The 16,087-nt window shown below is 67.2% G+C and carries 18 protein-coding genes and 1 tRNA gene; 5 read left to right on the forward strand and 14 right to left on the reverse strand.

The genetic code is table 11. The features are described from left to right. Positions 1 to 53: 53 nt before the first annotated feature. The gene (pap, locus tag ADBZ6I_RS00625; RefSeq protein ID WP_526379814.1) at positions 54 to 1,538 is read left to right on the forward strand and encodes a polyphosphate:AMP phosphotransferase; all 1,485 of its coding nucleotides are present in this window, start codon (positions 54 to 56) and stop codon (positions 1,536 to 1,538) included. Between the two features lie 22 nt (positions 1,539 to 1,560). Here the strand turns inward: pap and ADBZ6I_RS00630 are convergent, their stop codons facing one another. The 7 genes from ADBZ6I_RS00630 to ADBZ6I_RS00660 form a co-directional block, all read right to left on the reverse strand. Continuing rightward, positions 1,561 to 2,160, reverse strand: a complete 600-nt coding sequence (locus ADBZ6I_RS00630) for a serine O-acetyltransferase (protein ID WP_526379887.1) — start codon at positions 2,158 to 2,160, stop codon at positions 1,561 to 1,563. Between the two features lie 182 nt (positions 2,161 to 2,342). Next, positions 2,343 to 3,047 carry a VldE C-terminal domain-containing protein gene (locus ADBZ6I_RS00635; protein ID WP_526379816.1) on the reverse strand — a complete coding sequence of 235 codons (705 nt, stop codon included), beginning with the start codon at positions 3,045 to 3,047 and terminating at the stop codon, positions 2,343 to 2,345. A 238-nt stretch (positions 3,048 to 3,285) separates the two neighbouring features. Next, a tRNA-Ala gene (locus ADBZ6I_RS00640) sits at positions 3,286 to 3,358 on the reverse strand. Positions 3,359 to 3,399: 41 nt separating this feature from the next. Beyond that, complete coding sequence (gene sepX / locus ADBZ6I_RS00645) at positions 3,400 to 4,776, reverse strand: divisome protein SepX/GlpR (RefSeq protein ID WP_526379818.1); 1,377 nt, start codon at positions 4,774 to 4,776, stop codon at positions 3,400 to 3,402. Between the two features lie 143 nt (positions 4,777 to 4,919). After that, positions 4,920 to 5,582: a GNAT family N-acetyltransferase gene (locus ADBZ6I_RS00650; RefSeq protein WP_526379820.1), complete on the reverse strand. Its 663-nt coding sequence runs from the start codon at positions 5,580 to 5,582 to the stop codon at positions 4,920 to 4,922. Positions 5,583 to 5,591: 9 nt separating this feature from the next. Next, positions 5,592 to 6,827: a molybdotransferase-like divisome protein Glp gene (glp, locus tag ADBZ6I_RS00655; RefSeq protein ID WP_526379822.1), complete on the reverse strand. Its 1,236-nt coding sequence runs from the start codon at positions 6,825 to 6,827 to the stop codon at positions 5,592 to 5,594. Positions 6,828 to 6,869: 42 nt separating this feature from the next. Beyond that, positions 6,870 to 7,781 carry a UTP--glucose-1-phosphate uridylyltransferase gene (locus ADBZ6I_RS00660; RefSeq protein WP_526379824.1) on the reverse strand — a complete coding sequence of 304 codons (912 nt, stop codon included), beginning with the start codon at positions 7,779 to 7,781 and terminating at the stop codon, positions 6,870 to 6,872. Positions 7,782 to 7,843: 62 nt separating this feature from the next. On the opposite strand from ADBZ6I_RS00660, the gene ADBZ6I_RS00665 reads away from it, so the two are divergent. The 4 genes from ADBZ6I_RS00665 (at position 7,844) to mscL (ending at position 10,145) form a co-directional block, all read left to right on the forward strand. Next, entirely contained in the window at positions 7,844 to 8,482 is a 639-nt protein-coding gene (locus ADBZ6I_RS00665) for a 5-formyltetrahydrofolate cyclo-ligase (protein ID WP_526379827.1), read from the forward strand. 42 nt (positions 8,483 to 8,524) lie between these two features. Next, entirely contained in the window at positions 8,525 to 8,875 is a 351-nt protein-coding gene (locus tag ADBZ6I_RS00670; RefSeq protein ID WP_526379829.1) for an FmdB family zinc ribbon protein, read from the forward strand. Positions 8,876 to 8,954: 79 nt separating this feature from the next. Then, positions 8,955 to 9,602 carry an SAF domain-containing protein gene (locus tag ADBZ6I_RS00675; protein WP_526379831.1) on the forward strand — a complete coding sequence of 216 codons (648 nt, stop codon included), beginning with the start codon at positions 8,955 to 8,957 and terminating at the stop codon, positions 9,600 to 9,602. Positions 9,603 to 9,719: 117 nt separating this feature from the next. Beyond that, positions 9,720 to 10,145: a large-conductance mechanosensitive channel protein MscL gene (mscL, locus tag ADBZ6I_RS00680; protein WP_526379833.1), complete on the forward strand. Its 426-nt coding sequence runs from the start codon at positions 9,720 to 9,722 to the stop codon at positions 10,143 to 10,145. A 144-nt stretch (positions 10,146 to 10,289) separates the two neighbouring features. Here the strand turns inward: mscL and mspA are convergent, their stop codons facing one another. The 7 genes from mspA to rpmF all read right to left on the reverse strand — a co-directional run bounded on the left by mspA (position 10,290) and on the right by rpmF (position 16,015). Then, entirely contained in the window at positions 10,290 to 10,928 is a 639-nt protein-coding gene (gene mspA / locus ADBZ6I_RS00685) for a porin MspA (RefSeq protein ID WP_526379835.1), read from the reverse strand. 277 nt (positions 10,929 to 11,205) lie between these two features. Next, positions 11,206 to 11,391 (reverse strand): hypothetical protein, encoded by a 186-nt coding sequence (locus ADBZ6I_RS00690; protein ID WP_526379837.1) that lies wholly within the window; start codon positions 11,389 to 11,391, stop codon positions 11,206 to 11,208. A 64-nt stretch (positions 11,392 to 11,455) separates the two neighbouring features. Then, positions 11,456 to 11,944: a MogA/MoaB family molybdenum cofactor biosynthesis protein gene (locus ADBZ6I_RS00695; protein WP_526379839.1), complete on the reverse strand. Its 489-nt coding sequence runs from the start codon at positions 11,942 to 11,944 to the stop codon at positions 11,456 to 11,458. A gap of 77 nt (positions 11,945 to 12,021) precedes the next feature. Beyond that, positions 12,022 to 13,422 carry a S1C family serine protease gene (locus ADBZ6I_RS00700; RefSeq protein WP_526379841.1) on the reverse strand — a complete coding sequence of 467 codons (1,401 nt, stop codon included), beginning with the start codon at positions 13,420 to 13,422 and terminating at the stop codon, positions 12,022 to 12,024. Between the two features lie 69 nt (positions 13,423 to 13,491). Continuing rightward, entirely contained in the window at positions 13,492 to 15,024 is a 1,533-nt protein-coding gene (locus ADBZ6I_RS00705) for a HAMP domain-containing sensor histidine kinase (RefSeq protein WP_526379843.1), read from the reverse strand. Positions 15,025 to 15,069: 45 nt separating this feature from the next. Next, positions 15,070 to 15,756 carry a response regulator transcription factor gene (locus ADBZ6I_RS00710; RefSeq protein WP_526379845.1) on the reverse strand — a complete coding sequence of 229 codons (687 nt, stop codon included), beginning with the start codon at positions 15,754 to 15,756 and terminating at the stop codon, positions 15,070 to 15,072. Between the two features lie 85 nt (positions 15,757 to 15,841). Further along, entirely contained in the window at positions 15,842 to 16,015 is a 174-nt protein-coding gene (rpmF, locus tag ADBZ6I_RS00715) for a 50S ribosomal protein L32 (RefSeq protein ID WP_313676300.1), read from the reverse strand. Positions 16,016 to 16,087: the final 72 nt, after the last annotated feature.

Consider the following 16,087-nt stretch of genomic DNA (forward strand, 5'->3'; position numbering starts at 1 on the left):
GTAATGAGAAAGTGTTCACCTGGCGTTCACCAGGAAAAGCGGAGGAGTCGAGCGTGCTAGAAGTTTGCGAAGTCGGCAACAAGGTCAGCAAAGAGGACTACGACGCGGCGATTCCCGATCTCCGGGTGGGTCTGATCAACGCGCAGTACGACCTGCGCGACGCGAATTTTCCGGTGATCATCTGGATCGCCGGGGACGATCGGCTTGCCGCGAACGAACTGGTCAACCGGCTCAACGAGTGGATGGACTCGCGCTTCGCCGACACCCGGGTGTTCGCCGATCCCACTGCGGAGGAGGCCCAGCGCCCGCAAGTGTGGCGGTTGTGGCGCTCACTGCCGCCAAAGGGTCGCGCCGCGTTCTTCGTCGGAGGCCTGATGCGCGCGGCCATCCAGCGGGCCGAGGGTGAGATAGACGAGCCGCAGTTCTCGACCTGGGTGCGCCACATCGCCAACATGCAGAACGAACTTGTGGCCGATGGCGCGCTGATCCTCAAGTACTTCCTGCACACCCCGGCCAAGGTGCAGAAGATGAAGCTCAAGAAGGCGAAGAAAGATCCACTCGCCGGCTGGCAGGTGGACAAGCGCGACTGGGCGGCGCTGGATTCCCTCGGGCCGGTGTTGCCGATCGCCGAGCGGATCCTGCGTGAGACCAGCGGGACCGGGGCACCGTGGAACATCATCGAGGCCACCGACGCCCGCTACCGGGAGCTCACCGTCGCCCGCAGCATTCTCGGCGCGCTCACCGCCCGCCTGGCTGAGGCACACCAGCACCGCGGGCCGGCGCTGGCGGAGTCGGTGTTCGGCGACGTCGATACGACGTCGAATGTGTTGTCCGGGGTGGATCTGACCCAGACGCTGACCAGGGAGGAGTACCGCACGCAGCTGGCCAAGGAACAGGCCAAACTCAAGAAGCTCGCTCTGGAGGCCCGCAAGCGCGGCGTCAGTACGGTGCTGGCTTTGGAGGGCTGGGACGCGGCCGGCAAGGGCGGCGTGATCCGCCGCATCACCCAGGGCCTGGAGGCCGGTGACTACCGGGTGATCCCGGTGGCCGCCCCCACCGAGGATGAGCGCAAGTACCACTACCTGTGGCGGTTCTGGCGCGACCTGCCGGCGGCCGGCAAGGTCGTCATCTTCGACCGGACCTGGTACGGCCGGGTGCTGGTGGAGCGACTTGAGGGCTTCGCCAAGCCGAACGAATGGCAGCGCGCCTTCGACGAGATCAACGACTTCGAGAGTCAGATCGCCGAGCACGGGTCCTATGTGGCCAAGTTCTGGATGCACGTGTCCCCGGAGGAGCAACTCGCCCGCTTCAAGGCCCGCGAAGACACCCCGTACAAGAAGCACAAGATCACCGAAGAGGACTACCGTAACCGGGAGCGCTGGGATGAGTATGTCCAGGCCATCGACCAGATGGTGTTGCGAACCACCTCCGACATAGCCCAGTGGCACATCATTCCGGCAAACAACAAGCAGTTCGCCCGGGTGGCCACGCTGAAAGCCATCAACAAGGGCTTGGAGCGCACACTGCGAAACCGCTGAGCTGCCTGTCCAACTCGGTGCCTTAGCGAGTATTCGCCGAGGTCACGACTCCCATGAGTCGCGACGAATCCCGGCTGGATACGATCCGCGCCGGAGCGTCCGCCACGGTGACCCCGGGTGGGACGTCGTCGAGCACAACGGCATTGGCGCCGATGACTGCCCCGTCACCCACCGTGACGGGCCCGAAGATCTTGGCGCCGGGGCCGATCCAGACATCGTCACCGATGATGGGGGCCGATTCCTCGACCTCGCCGATGCAGACGTCGGTATGGACGCGGCAGTTACTGCCGATGGAAGCAAGGTGCGAGATGGTCACCGTGCCCGCGTGAGCGATGCTGAACCCGGGCCCGGTTACATGCATCGGCACGGTGAAGCCGAGGAGTTCGCCAAGCCGCACCGCGCGCAGACGGAATAGCGGCGCAACCAGCAGAGCGCACAAGCGTCCGCAGCCGTCCCAGTATTCGGCGTGCCGGAGAAGCACCTGGAAGTGGATGATCCGGTGGGTGAAGCGGTAGTACCAGCGATAACGATCAACCCCGTGGGCCCGGAGATCCTCGGCGATGACGGCCCGCAGGTCTGCGCGGGTGCGCAGTTGCGGGACACGCAGTTGCGGCGCCTGCATCACTCCCGCCCTGGCAGCCCAGTGGCGCCAGTGCCGACGGCCGGAAGTAGACCCGGAAGTAGACCCGGAAGTAGACCCGGACGGAGACATACTGCCAATTCTCTTGACTGTTGGTCGATTCCGCCATGAACCTTTAGGTTGAAAAGAGAACTAAATCCCCGTCAGTCCCGTCGCGGTAGCCGTCAGCCGGCCAGGTACTCCTCGTTGCCGGTCGGGTACCCGCCGCCGAAGGTGGTGATGTGCACGTGATCGTAGTGGCCGTAGCCGGATCCGCTCGGGCCATTGGCCGGGGTGTAGTAGGTGCCGCGCCAGATGACATCCTGCACACCGAACTTGTCGGCGTTCTTCATGGCGAAGTCCAGGATCGCATCGCCCAGTGCGATGCCCTCGTCACTTCCCGGGTCGGGGATCATGATGTCGATGGCCCGACCGGACGGGTGCCACGGCTTGGAGTCCGGGCGGACGCCGATCATGTCCCGAATCTGCGGGAAAGCGGCGCTGACGGCACGCTCAGCCAGGATTGTCTTGACCTGAAGGCCGTCCTCGTCGCACACCCCGGGGCCCAACAGACGCGCATTGGCTCCGACGTGGGCAGCCGGAACGATGACGGGCCCCGACGCCTCGACAATCGGAGCCTCGACAACCGGAGCCTCGACAATCGGAGCCGCCTCAGGAGCAGGAGCCGCAACGGCCACCGGGAAATGAGCAACCTCGGGAGCGTGAGCAACCCCAGGAACCGGCGGCAGGGCCACCGGCACGACGTCGACCACCGGGACGCTGGGCTGCTCCGCATTGTTCGGATCGGCGCCGGCGCCGGGGGCCGACACCAAGGCCGCTGAAACAAGGCCAGGAACCATCACCGAAGCCACCAACCCGGACCAGTTCACTCGTGCATTATTCGACCGCGGATAAAACATCACGAAACCATAACGGAAAACCGCTGAAAAGCACGGATCATTGCCTGGCGCGGCGCCGACGAATAATTCACAGGCCTTGGAGCTGCAAGAATGCCGGAAATGGCGCATCGACTGAGAAGTCGTGTCGGTTCGCCAGCACCGAGCACGAGTGAGCAGTTGCCGAGAGGCAGAAACGGGAAAACCCCCGCAAGCGGGGGTCTTCCTTGTGTGGAGCTAAGGGGAATCGAACCCCTGACCTACTCGATGCGAACGAGTCGCGCTACCAACTGCGCCATAGCCCCGCGGTCGCTAGCAGGTTACCAGCCCCGCCGGGTCAGGGTTCCTACAGACCCGACGCCCTCGGCAAGTCCCGGGTCGATCCGCGGCTCGGCCCCTGCGTCCTGCCGTACGGCCGACGGCTGTAGGCCACCTCGTCGAGATGTTCGAAAACCGGGTCCTCGTCGTCGATCTCCAGCACCACCGCGCCGGGGCGCTGGAGTCGGGTAGGGAACTCGGTGAAATCGTCGACCTCCGGCCCCCGCGCAGCGGGCTCGTCGACAACCGGACGCGATCGAGCCATCCGCTGTTGTCGGCGTCGACGGATCTGCTCCTCGATGCGAGTCTGGCGACGCAGGTACGCCAGGTAGAGCACCGTAACGCCGGCGACCGCACCGCAGGACCACCACAGCGTCGGGCTGACAGCGAACGACAGCACCGTGCTCAGCGCCATCAGCGCGCCCATGGCCACCAGGACGCGCTTGCGGAACTTGTACTTGCGTGCCTCTACCGCGGCCGCGGAGGTGGCGCTGAGACGCCGCTCGCGGCTGGCCGAGCGCCCGGCAGCCGGCGCCGTGGGAACCTCAGTCTCTGCCTCGGCTTCCAGACCCGAAGTGTCATCGATGTATTCGTATTCAGCTGCTGTGCGCTCGTCGGCTTTGCCCTCGTCGGCTTTGCCCTCGTCAGCTTTGCGCTCGTCGGCTTTGCGCTCGTCGGCCGGTACGGGCTCCTGGATCGGCTTCCCGGCCGGCTCTGCCACCGGCTCCTGCTCGACCGCCTCATCGACCGCCTCGGCGACCACGTCGGCGGCCACGTCGGCGGCCGCCTCGTCGACCACGTCGGCAGCCACGTCGGCGACCGCCTCGGCGACCGCCTCGGCGGCCGCCTCGGCGAACTGGACGGCGAACTGGACGGCGAAGGCCTCGGTGACGGCCTCGGTGACCGGTTCGGCGGAGGCGTCCTCCGTGCGCGCTTCGGGCGTACCGGCCCGCGCGGCCACCTCGCCCACGGGCAGCGCTCCGGAGTTCTCGTCGACGATGTCGACGTCGAGGTAGTCGGGCTCGACGATGCGCTGCTCGCTCACCGCTGCGACGACGACCATCGAACGGGTGCGAACGCCCATCCGGGCCTCCCGGATCGCGTCGTCGTACTCCCTGATCACATCGCGCTGTTCGGCGAACTCCATCTCCGCCTCGACCAGATCGGGGTAGTCCTCGACGAACTGGTCCTGGGGCTTCCACTCCGGATCGTGGCGGTGTCCGGTCGCGGGGCCGGTGCGTCGGATGAGACGGGACTTGTCGCGCCCGTTGACCACCCGGGTGGCCAACGCGACGTCACTGGTGCGACGAACGGTGTCTCGCTTGTTGATGAGCATCGGCACCAGGACGAAGAGCCAGAGCACCACAAGTGAAATCCAGAGCAATGACTGGGGGATGCTTGGCATGGGGCCTGCTCCTTTCACGACCAGGCTAGGTCGGTGACGTCCGCATTCAGTGGCGGCGCGCCGGGCCAATTACACACGTGTAATTCCTGGAAAACAAGCACCACACGCCTCAAAAGTCACAGTTTTAACAGCGGGTATTGCGTTCAGCGCCAGTCGGCGAGTCCGCGGCGCACCAAACCGGCGACCACGGATCCGTCGAGGTCCTCGACGGTCATCGCCACCAGCAGGTGATCGCGCCAGTCGCCGTCGACGTTGAGGTAACGCTTGAGCAGCCCTTCTTCGCGGAATCCCACCTTGGCCAGCACCCGCCGACTGGCGTGGTTCTCCGGACGCACGGTCGCCTCAACCCGGTGCAGGCCGACCGGACCGAAGCAGTGGTCGAGCCCCAGCGCCAGCGCCCCGGTGGCGATGCCGCCGCCGGTGACCTCGCTGGACACCCAGTAACCGATCCAGGCCGATCGCAACGCTCCGTGGGTCACGTTGCCGATGGTCAACTGACCGCGGAAGCGGCCGTCGACATCGATGACGTAGGGCAGCATGCGGCCCTTGCGGGCTTCGGCCCGGAGTCCGGAGCGCATCTGCGGCCACGCCGAAAGTGAATGGCGCGCAGTCCAATCCAGCTCAGCCGACGGCTCCCACGGCTCCAGATTGTCTCGCTCGGCCAGACGGATTCGACTCCAGGTGGCGCCGTCGCGCATCCTCGCCGGCCTCAGCCGGACCGTCCCGCCGGGAACTCGCAGGGGCCCCGCCGAATCGGGCCACCCCGGGTGCGCCGGACCGCGGCCCCACAGGTTGGCTCCGAACACGCGCGCGTCTCAACCCCGCTGCGCCAGGAACGCGACGTCCACAAACTCACCGGCCAGAACCTCGGTGACCTCGCTGGGCACCACCACCAGACAGTTCGCCTCGGCCAGTGAGGCCAACAGATGCGACGATCCACCCGGCGCCTCACCGATGGCCTCGACGAGGTAGTCACCGGTCTCCTGGTCACGCAGCAGCTGCCCGCGCAGGAAGCCGGTGCGACCGGCTACCGAGGTGATCGGCGCCAGCGCGCGGGCGCGGACCATCCGCCTCATGGGTTGCCGCTTACCCAGCGACAGCCGGATGAGGGGACGGACCATGACCTCGAACACCACCAGCGCGCTCACCGGGTTGGCCGGCAGCAGGAACGTCGGAACCCCTTCTGGCCCAAGCTGTCCGAAGCCCTGGACCGATCCGGGATGCATGGCGATCCGGTCGACTTCCATACTGCCCAACTGGGACAACACCTGACGCAGGTTCTCCGCCGCCGCGCCGCCCACGGCGCCGGCGATCACCACCACCTCGCTGCGGCTGAGCTGGCTTTCCACTACGTCGCGCAGTTCTTTTGGGTCGCTGCTGATGATGCCCACCCGGGTCGCGTCCGCACCGGCGTCGCGGGCGGCGGCAGCCAGCGCGTAGGAGTTGACGTCGTAGACCTGCCCGTTGCCCGGGGTGCGGGAGATGTCGACGAGCTCGCCGCCCACACTCAATACCGACACCCGCGGCCGTGGATGCACCAGCACACGCTCCCGGCCGACGGCAGCGAGCAGCCCGACCTGCGCCGGCCCGATGATCGCACCGGCGCGCACCGCGACGTCACCGGGTTGCACGTCGTCACCGATCCGCCGCACATAAGCCCCGGACCGGACCCCGCGCAGCGCCCGCACCCGGACTGCCCCGCCGTCGGTCCAGCGCAGCGGCAGGACGGCGTCGGCCAGCGTCGGCATGGGCGCCCCGGTCTGGATGCGCGCGGCCTGATTGGGCTGCAGTCGGCTCGGCATCCGGGCGCCGGCCTCGATGACGCCCATCACCGGCAAGACGACGTCGGCGCCGTCGCCGGCGCTCTGGATATCGACGCTGCGAACCGCGTAACCGTCGATGGCGGCCTGGTCGAACCCGGGCATCGGCTGCTCGGTGACCACCTCTTCGGCACACATCAGACCCTGGGCCTCGGCGATGGGCACACGCACCGGCCGCGGGGCGACCGCCGCAGCCGTCACCCTGGCCTGCTGTTCCTCCACCGAACGCACAGCGCGCGCCTTTCTCCCCTGCCGGACTCCCCCGCCGCAGCCTTACTGCTCGGTCAGGCGCAACCGGTCGGTGAGCCACCGCCGCAACTCGGGCCCGTAGTCGTCCCGGTCCAAGGCAAAGTCAACCGCAGCCTTCAGATAGCCGCCGGGATTTCCCAAGTCGTGTCGAGAACCGCGATGGACGACGACGTGCACCGGGTGTCCCTCGGCGATCAGCAGGGCGATCGCGTCGGTGAGCTGAATTTCGCCGCCGACGCCGCGCTCGACCCGGCGCAAGGCGTCGAAAATCGCACGGTCGAGCAGGTAACGCCCGGCCGCCGCGTAGTTCGACGGGGCCTCCCCCCGGGCCGGCTTCTCCACCATGCCGATGACTTTGAGCACGTCGGGATTGGTGGCATCTGGCACGATCTCGACATCGAAGACGCCGTAGGCGCTGACTTCCTCCGGCTTCACCTCAATGGCGCACAGCACCGTGCCACCGCGCTTCGCCCGCACTTTGGCCATGGTGACCAGCACGCCGCTGGGCACCACCAGGTCGTCGGGCAGCAGCACTGCCACCGCGTCTTCGTCGGGGGCCAACACCGATTCCACGCATCCGACCGCGTGGCCGAGGCCCAGCGGTTCGTCCTGCACGACCGACTCGACCTTGATCAGCGCGGGCGCCCTACGCACCTTCGCCAGCATTGCTTTCTTCCCGCGGGCCTCCAAAGTGCCTTCGAGCACGAGGTCCTCGACGAAGTGCGCGACAACGCCGTCCTTGCCCTCGGAGGTCACGATGACCAGCCGTTCAGCCCCGGCCTCGGCCGCTTCCTCGGCGACCAGCTCGATACCCGGGGTATCGACGACAGGAAGCAGTTCCTTCGGCACGGTCTTGGTCGCTGGCAGGAATCTCGTGCCCAGACCCGCCGCCGGAACAATGGCCGTGCGCGGGATGGGAACCCGTCGGTCGAGCATGGGCTAACCCTAACTCGTCGCTTCTGTCGCGAGGTGGCTGCACCGCTGACAAGGTGTAGACCATGATCCACCCGGCGAAGGCAGCGCTGCGCAGTGAACTGCTGGCGGCACGTCGCGAGGTTCCTGAACACGTGCGCCGGAACGAGTCCGAGCAGCTTTGTGTGCATCTGGCCGACGCGCTGGGCGCGGCGACGATCGTGGCGGCTTATGTGCCGATCGGGGGTGAGCCCGGCTCAATCGGGGGTGAGCCCGGCTCACCAGCAATCCTGGACGCGCTGGCCGAGCGATGCGAGACGGTCTTGCTGCCGGTGGCCCGCGTCGGCTCGGACGGCGAACACCTGCCGCTGCAGTGGGGCCGCTACGTGCCGGGCGGGCTGGTCGCCGGACGGTTCGGATTGCGGGAGCCCGCCGAGCCGTGGCTACCGGCGTCGGCGTTGCGCGACGCGCACGTGGTGCTGGTGCCGGCCCTCGCGGTGGACCGGCGCGGTGTCCGGCTGGGCCGCGGCGGCGGCTTCTACGACCGTTCCCTGCCGCTGTGCGCGCCGGGCGCCCGGCTCGTGGCGGTGGTCCGGGACACCGAGGTTCTCGACCGGTTGGACGCTGAGCCGCATGACGTTCCGATGACCCATGCGCTGACGCCCGGGCGCGGCCTGGTACCGCTGGGCGGGGGCTCGGTCGACGATGGCAGACCTAGCACTTGACCCGGTAGAGTGCTAACCATCTAAGTTTCCCCGGAGGTTGATGTGCCGACCTATAGCTATGCCTGCACCGAGTGCGACAACCGGTTCGACGCAGTTCAGGCGTTCACCGACGACGCCTTGACCGAGTGCCCGACGTGCTCGGGCCGGCTGCGCAAGTTGTTCAATTCGGTGGGCGTGGTCTTCAAGGGCAGCGGTTTCTACCGGACCGACAGCCGGGAGTCCGGGAAGACCACCAAGAACGGGTCGTCGTCGGGTTCGGCGTCCGGTACGGAGACGTCGTCCCCCGAGAAGTCCTCGGCGCCGGCGAAGTCGCCCGGCGGCGACAGCGCGGGTTCCGGCTCGTCAAGTTCGTCGGCGTCGAGCAGTTCGGCTCCGGCCACCACCTCCGGGTAGCCGTTTTCATCCACAGAGTCATCCACAAAGCCACCCGGCGGCGAATCCGCGCCGGCGTCCGCGGACCTACCGTGAGCGCATGGGCGAGTCTCTCAATCCCACTCTGCTGAACCGAATCTCGCATGCCGTCCGGCCGGACTTTGCGCGCACGGTCAGGGCTCGACGCGCAGCGGCGGCGCTGCTGGTGGCGCTGGCCGTCGTCGCAGCACTGCGGCCGGATCCCGCCGGCACGCCGCGGGATGTCGTGGTCGCCCTTCGTGACCTCAGTCCTGGGATCACGGTGACCGCCGACGATGTCGCACTCCTGCAACGGCCGGCTACGACGCTTCCCGACGGTGCGGCGACAACACTGGATGCCGTCGTGGGCGCCACCCTGGCCGGCCCGTCGCGGCGCGGGGAGGTGCTGACCGACGCGCGCGTGCTGGGTTCCCGGCTCACCGGCCTCAGCGCCGGTCCCGACGCCCGCGTGGTGCCGGTTCACCTGGCCGACGCGGCGGTGGCCGACCTGCTCCGGCCGGGTGACGTCGTCGACGTTCTGGGGTCACCACCCGGCGACAGCGACTCCCGTCCGCGCGTGGTGGCCACCGACGCGGTCGTCGTCCTCGTCTCGGCCAAGCCGGCAGTCGGCGGCGACGACCGAATCGTGCTGGTGGCGCTGCCCATGGCGAGGGCCACCGCACTGGCCGGGGCGACCTTGGTGCACAGCGTCACCCTCACCATTCACTGACGGTCAAACGACCCATCACAATCTGCTTACGGCACACTTCCGGCAACTGGCCGTCGGAACTCAATACGCTAATCTTTCGCAGATCGAGACCAACATCAGCAAAGAGAGGCTCCAAGCGTGGTAAAAGGTTTCAAAGAGTTCCTCCTGCGGGGGAACATCATCGATCTGGCAGTCGCGGTCGCCATCGGTGCGGCGTTCACCGGCCTGGTGACGAAGTTCACCGAGAGTGTCATCGAGCCGCTGCTTGGCCGGATCGGCGCCGGCAAGGAGTCCAACGTCGGCCTCCTGAAGATCAACATCGGCGGCGGGCAGGTCATCGACCTGAATGTCGTTTTATCGGCGTTCATCAACTTCGTGATCGTCGCCGCGGCGATCTACTTCCTTATCGTTTTGCCCTACAACAAGTTCCGCAAGAAGGCCGACACCCCCGAGTCGGCCGAGGACGCGCAGACCCGGTTGCTCACCGAGATCCGCGACTCGCTGGCCGGCGGCCGGCGGCCCGTCGCCGAGTCCGACGAAGTCAACGTGCGGCCGCGCAAGTAGCGGCTCATCCTGGAAATGCCCCCGGCGACCCCGCCGGGGGCATTTTCATGTTCTGCGGCGCCGAAGGGCGCACCGGATGGGATCCGACCGAAACGAATAATGCCCCGGACCACTGGTCCGGGGCACTATCGCGTTGGCTGTTGCTCAGTTCATGTTCCAGGGTTCGCCGTAGGTGGTGACGCTGTCGCCGGTCTGGGAGATCAGCCGGGCGAACGGGCGCAGCAGCACGCCGCCGGCCGCGCCGGTGACGGTGCCGTGGGCGTTGGCCACGGCCACCGAGCCCTCCGGACCTGCGACGTCGACCGAGAAGGTGGCGACCTCCTGGATGCCCGGGCCGTTGCCCAGGTCCGAGCTGATCGAGGCACCCGGGAACAGGTTCGGGGTGATGACCGAGGCCAGCGGGTCGAAGCCCAGCGGGGAGATGCTGACGTCGTCGAGCAGGATGTTGGGGGTGGTGTAGCTGAAGTTGATGCCCACACCCAGCGACCACGGGAAGCCGACCTGATAGCCCAGCTCCAGGGTGCCCTCGAACTTGTCGGCCTCGGGGCCGGCGACGTTGTACTTGGCCTTGCCGGAGTGGAACCACTCGCGGGTCAGCCGGTTGCGGTCCAGGGGGTAGACCCCGTCCAGGAAGGTGTCCCACTGCTGGACGGTCATGGTGCGGCCGCCGCCGTCGACCAGACTCATTTGGTTGTCCATCCCCGCCTGAGCGGTGCCCGGAACGGCGAGCGTCGCCGCAACCGCGGCGGACAGCGCCACCAGAACACGACCGATACCCTTCATGGTCTCCCTAAGCTTGTTCGGCGGTGAGTTGCTCACCGGCGGTAGCGCCGCATCCCCCATTGGATCGCGACGATCGGCATTTCTGTCAGGAGGAAGATATCGGTACGGCAACGCTCTGAGCAACGCGAACGGCGTATTCGTGCCAATTCTCAGGCTTATCCGACCTTTTGCTGAGGCCCACCTGGCAGCTAGACGAAAAGTCGGACAATTTGCCGAACGGCGATGCCGTACCCCGCCGAAGCCCGGGCGCGGGCGGACCGGCGATTGCGCGCGACGATCAAATGTGGTGTGGGGGAACGTTTTCCCGCAGCCAGCGGTCACGCTCCGAGGCTTCGGCCGCCCCGGCGGTCTCCCGTTCGTCGGAGGACTCCTGAGGCAGCTCCGTGCCGAAGATCGCATTAACTGCGGCCCTGTCCGGCCGTTCAGAATCCATCGGCACCTCCCGCTGCGTGACGAACGTCACAGCTCTCGCGTTTGTGCATGTCACGAGCCGCACCAGTGCTATTCACCGGGCGTTAACCAGCAGGTTACAGCTCCAGGCTCGACAGCTCGGAGATGACCTGCGCGGCCATCGGGCACAGCGTGGCCATCCCGTCTCGGACGGCTGCCCGGGAACCCGCCAGATTGACCACCAGCGTGCTGCCCGAGACTCCCGCCAGGCCGCGGGAGAGCCCCGCATCGGTGCTGCCGGCCGCCAGCCCGGACGACCGAAGCGCCTCGGCGATGCCCAGCACCTCGCGATCCAGCAGGGCGCGGGTGGCCTCCGGGGTCACGTCGCGCGGCGTCACGCCGGTGCCGCCCACCGAAACCACCAGGTCGACCCCGCCGATCACGGCGGTGTTGAGGGCGTTGCGGATCTCCACCTCGTCGGCGGCGACCACGACGACCCCGTCGACGACGAATCCGGCCTCGTAGAGCAGTTCGGTCACCAGTGCACCGCTGTGGTCGTCAGCGACGCCCCGGGCCTGACGATCGTCGACCACTACCACCAAAGCCCGTCCAGCCGGCTGCTCCATGGGTGTCACCGTATATCCAGGCCGTGCCGACCGGGCGGACTCGTCGATCGTGGCCGGACTGTCGGTCACGACACGGATCACTCGTCGGCCTTGCCGAGAGTCACCTCGACGGTCTGGGGGTTGCCGGCGGGGTCCAGGTAGGTCAGCGACAGCTTCTCCCCCGGCGCCCGCGAACGGACCGCCGCGACCAGCGCATTGGCGCTGCCGATCACCCGGTCGTCGACTTTGGTGACCACCACACCGCTGGGCAGGCCGGCATTCGCAGCCGCGCCGCCTTTAACTACCTCGACGATCTTGGCGCCGTGGGTGGCGACGTCATTGCTGACCTGCACGCCGAGCGACGCGTGCGAGGCGGTTCCGGTGCTGATCAATTCGTCGGCGATCCGCTTGGCCTGATCCACCGGGATGGCGAAACCGAGTCCGATCGAGCCGCTCTGGGACTCCGGCGAATCCCCACCGAGGGTGGCGATCGCCGAGTTCACCCCCACCAGCTCACCCGCCATATTCACCAGCGCGCCGCCGGAGTTGCCCGGGTTGATCGCGGCGTCGGTCTGAATGGCGTCAAGCACGGTGTTCTGATTGCTCGCGTCGCCACCGGCAGACACCGGACGGTTCAGCGCGCTGACGATTCCGGTCGTGACGGTGCCCTCCAGTCCCAGCGGCGAACCGATTGCCACCACGTCCTGGCCGACCCGCAGACTGGCCGACGAGCCGAGCGTGATGGGGGTCAGGCCGGATACTCCCTCGGCACGAACGACGGCGATGTCACTGGCCGGATCGGTGCCGACGACGGTGAACGAAGCGGTACGGCCGTCGGCGAAGGTCACCGTGGTGAGCGGGCCGCCGGGGGCGGGTTTGACCGGCGGGTCGCCGGGTTTGGCCGGGTCGGGCGCCGGCAGGCCTGGGGGCTTGGGAGCACTCGGAGCCTTGGGCCCGGCAGGCAGGCCCTGGACCGCCGACACGACATGGTTGTTGGTGAGAATCAAACCGTCGGCGGACAGGATGATGCCCGAGCCCTCTTCGGAAGCACGGCCCATCTTTGTCTCGAGCTTGACCACGCTGGGCACTACCTTGGCGGCCACCTGCTCGACCGAGCCGACAGGAACGTTGGCGGTCGGGACCGTTCGCGAGCCAGGGGCCGCGGCGGCTGTGGTCACGGTTGAGGTGGAGCGGGCGTCGGGGTGCGCCAGCGTGGCCACCGCTCCGCCGACACCCGCCGACACCGCAGCGATGGCGAGTGCACCGGCACCCAAAGCGATTGAGCGAGAACGCTTCCGGCGCGGTTCCTCCGGGACCGGCGGCAGCACCGAGGTGTTCCCGGCGCGCGCAGCGCGGTAGGGGTCGTAGGGGTGTTGGGGGTTCGAGTACCGCCAGTCGTACTGCTGCTGGTAGCCGCCCTGGTTGTAGCCAGGCGCCGCTTGGTGATTCGGCGCGTTCTGGCCGGACTGCGGGGGCAGGTACCGCTGGTCGTCTGTCATTGTCGCTGTTTTGCTCTTTCTCGTTGGCGACGCGAACTCGCGTCGCTGGTGGTACCAGCCTGCCGGGTACTACTGAGAATCGACTGAGATGACACTCGGCAGCACTGTTGCGTTCCTCTCGTTAACGACGACTTCGCCTTTTACTGCCGCGATTTCGCTGTGGGCAGACGGCCGGGACAGGCCGCTTGCTGTTGGAGTTCCAGGCAGCAGTACGTAGAACGTCGTGCCCGGCGGTTCGCTTCCCGGGCTCGTCTCCCCGATGCGGATCGCTCCGCCATGCCGGACGACGATCTGTTTCACGATCGCCAGTCCGAGGCCGGAACCGGGCATCGCCCGCGCCGAGGTGGACCGGTAGAACCGCTCGAACACCAGATGCCTTTCGTCAGGCGCGATGCCGGGGCCCTGGTCGGAGACGATCAACTCGGCCTGTGCCGCATCGACCCTTCGTAGTCGCACATCCACGGTCCCGCCTGGCGGACTCCACTTCGCGGCGTTGTCGAGCAGGTTCAGCACCGCTCGCGACAGACCCGCCGCGTCACCGTGAATCTGCCAGCCGACGACATCGACATCGAAAGCAATGTCGTTGCGGCGGCGTCGAACCCGCTCAAGACTGCGGTCGATCACATCGGTCATCTCGACGACCTCAAGCACCGCGGCATGGGCGTTGTCCTCCCGGGTGAGATCCACAAGATCTCCGACCAGGGTGGACAATTCCTCGATCTGGCCGATGACGTCGGAACGCAGTTCGGCCAGTTCGCTCTCCGGGATCGGTGGCGCTCCGGGCGCGCTGGAGGCCATCAGTAGCTCGACGTTGGTCCGCAATGACGTCAACGGCGTCTTCAGTTCGTGGCCGGCGTCGGCGACCAGGCGGGCCTGACGTTCCCGCGATTCAGCCAGCGCGCGCAACATCGCGTTGAAGGCTTCGGTCAGGCGGCCCAGTTCGTCGCTGCCGAAAACCGGGATGGGCCGCAGGTCGTCGGTCCGGGCCACCCGCTCGGCGGCTTCGGTGAGCTGACCCACCGGTCGCAGACCGGTCCTGGCCACCATGCCGCCGGCCACCGCCGCGATCGCGACGCCGACGCCGCCGACAGCCAGCAGCACCCATTTGAGCTTGGTCATCACCGTATTGGTGGGCTGCAGGCTCTTGGATATCAGCAGCGAACTGCCGTTGGGCAGGTGCACGGCCAGCACTCGCTGGTCTCCGACGGTGCGGCGGGACATGAACAATTCACCGCGGATGACGGCCTTCTCCGGCTGACCGACCGGCAGCGTCTGCCCTTGCTGATTGGCGGTGTAGATGGAGCGGCCGGGATTGACCAGCATGGCGTTGACGTCGGAATAGGCGGTGCCCTCGATGGCCTTGGCGGGGTCGGCGGCCAGCGACCCGCTGGCGATCAGCAGTTGGGCGCGGCTCTGCAGTTGGTTGTCGATATCGGCATAGAGCGCGGCGGACACCACGGCGTAGACGGCGACGGCCATCAACACCACCACCATCGCCACCATCGACATGGCCAGCAGCATCACCCGCCAGCGCAGTGACAACGATGTGGTGGCTTTCGCCGGCACACCGATGGCCTGGGTGCGCGGCTTCAATCCCAGCATCAATGTCCAACCATTTAGGGTCCAAACATTTTAGGGTCCAAACATTTAGGGAGGAGTCTCACGCAGGACGTAACCCACACCCCGAACGGTGTGGATCAGTCGCGGTTCTCCTTCGGCCTCAGTCTTACGCCGGAGATAGCCGATGTACACCTCCAGCGCGTTACCCGAGGTGGGGAAGTCAAACCCCCACACCTCCTCCAGTATCCGGCTGCGGGTCAGAACCCGGCGCGGGTTGGCGATGAGCATTTCCAGTAGCGCGAACTCGGTGCGGGTAAGGCTGATCCCCCGCTTGCCGCGGTGCACCTCACGGGTCGCCGGGTCCAGCGTGAGGTCGGCGAACGTCATCACCGCGCTCTCGGCCGACTCGTCCGGACCGGTGCGGCGCAGCAGCGCGCGCAGCCGGGCCAGCAGTTCCTCGAGGGCGAACGGCTTGGGCAGGTAATCGTCGGCGCCGGCATCCAGACCGGCAACCCGCTCGGAAACCGAATCGCGGGCGGTCAGGACCAGGATGGGAAGGTCATCACCGGTGCTGCGCAACTGGCGGCACACTTCCAGGCCGTCCAGCCGCGGCATCATCACGTCCAGGATGACCGCGTCGGGCCGCTCGTTGGTGATCGCCTCCAGCGCCTCGACACCGTCCTCGGCCAGGTCGACGGTATACCCATTGAAGGACAGCGACCGGCGTAGGGACTCCCGCACCGCTCGGTCGTCATCGACCACAAGAATTCGCACGGGGCCTAGTCTCAACCAATCGACTTAGATTCGGCTGAGAGACGCGCCGGTGCCAGCGCGGCGTTCGCGCCCGGCGATGGCGACGTCAGCGCTTGTCGAGGTCGATCAGACCGAGCCGGGCGGCCTTGAGCAGGCGACGCGGCACCTTGTGCTGACGGCCGCTGACGGACACGGTGACGAGGCCGGGCTCGGTCGCCTTCCACTGCGAACGCCGACTACGGGTGTTCGAACGCGACATCCGGCGCTTGGGCACAGCCATGACGAAAGGTCTCCTCGTGAGTGCTGCCACGCAGACATCCGGCGCGGCCAGCCTCAAAGGATAGCCGCCATG

The organism is Mycobacterium sp. (assembly GCF_044342925.1).
GTDB lineage: Bacteria > Actinomycetota > Actinomycetes > Mycobacteriales > Mycobacteriaceae > Mycobacterium.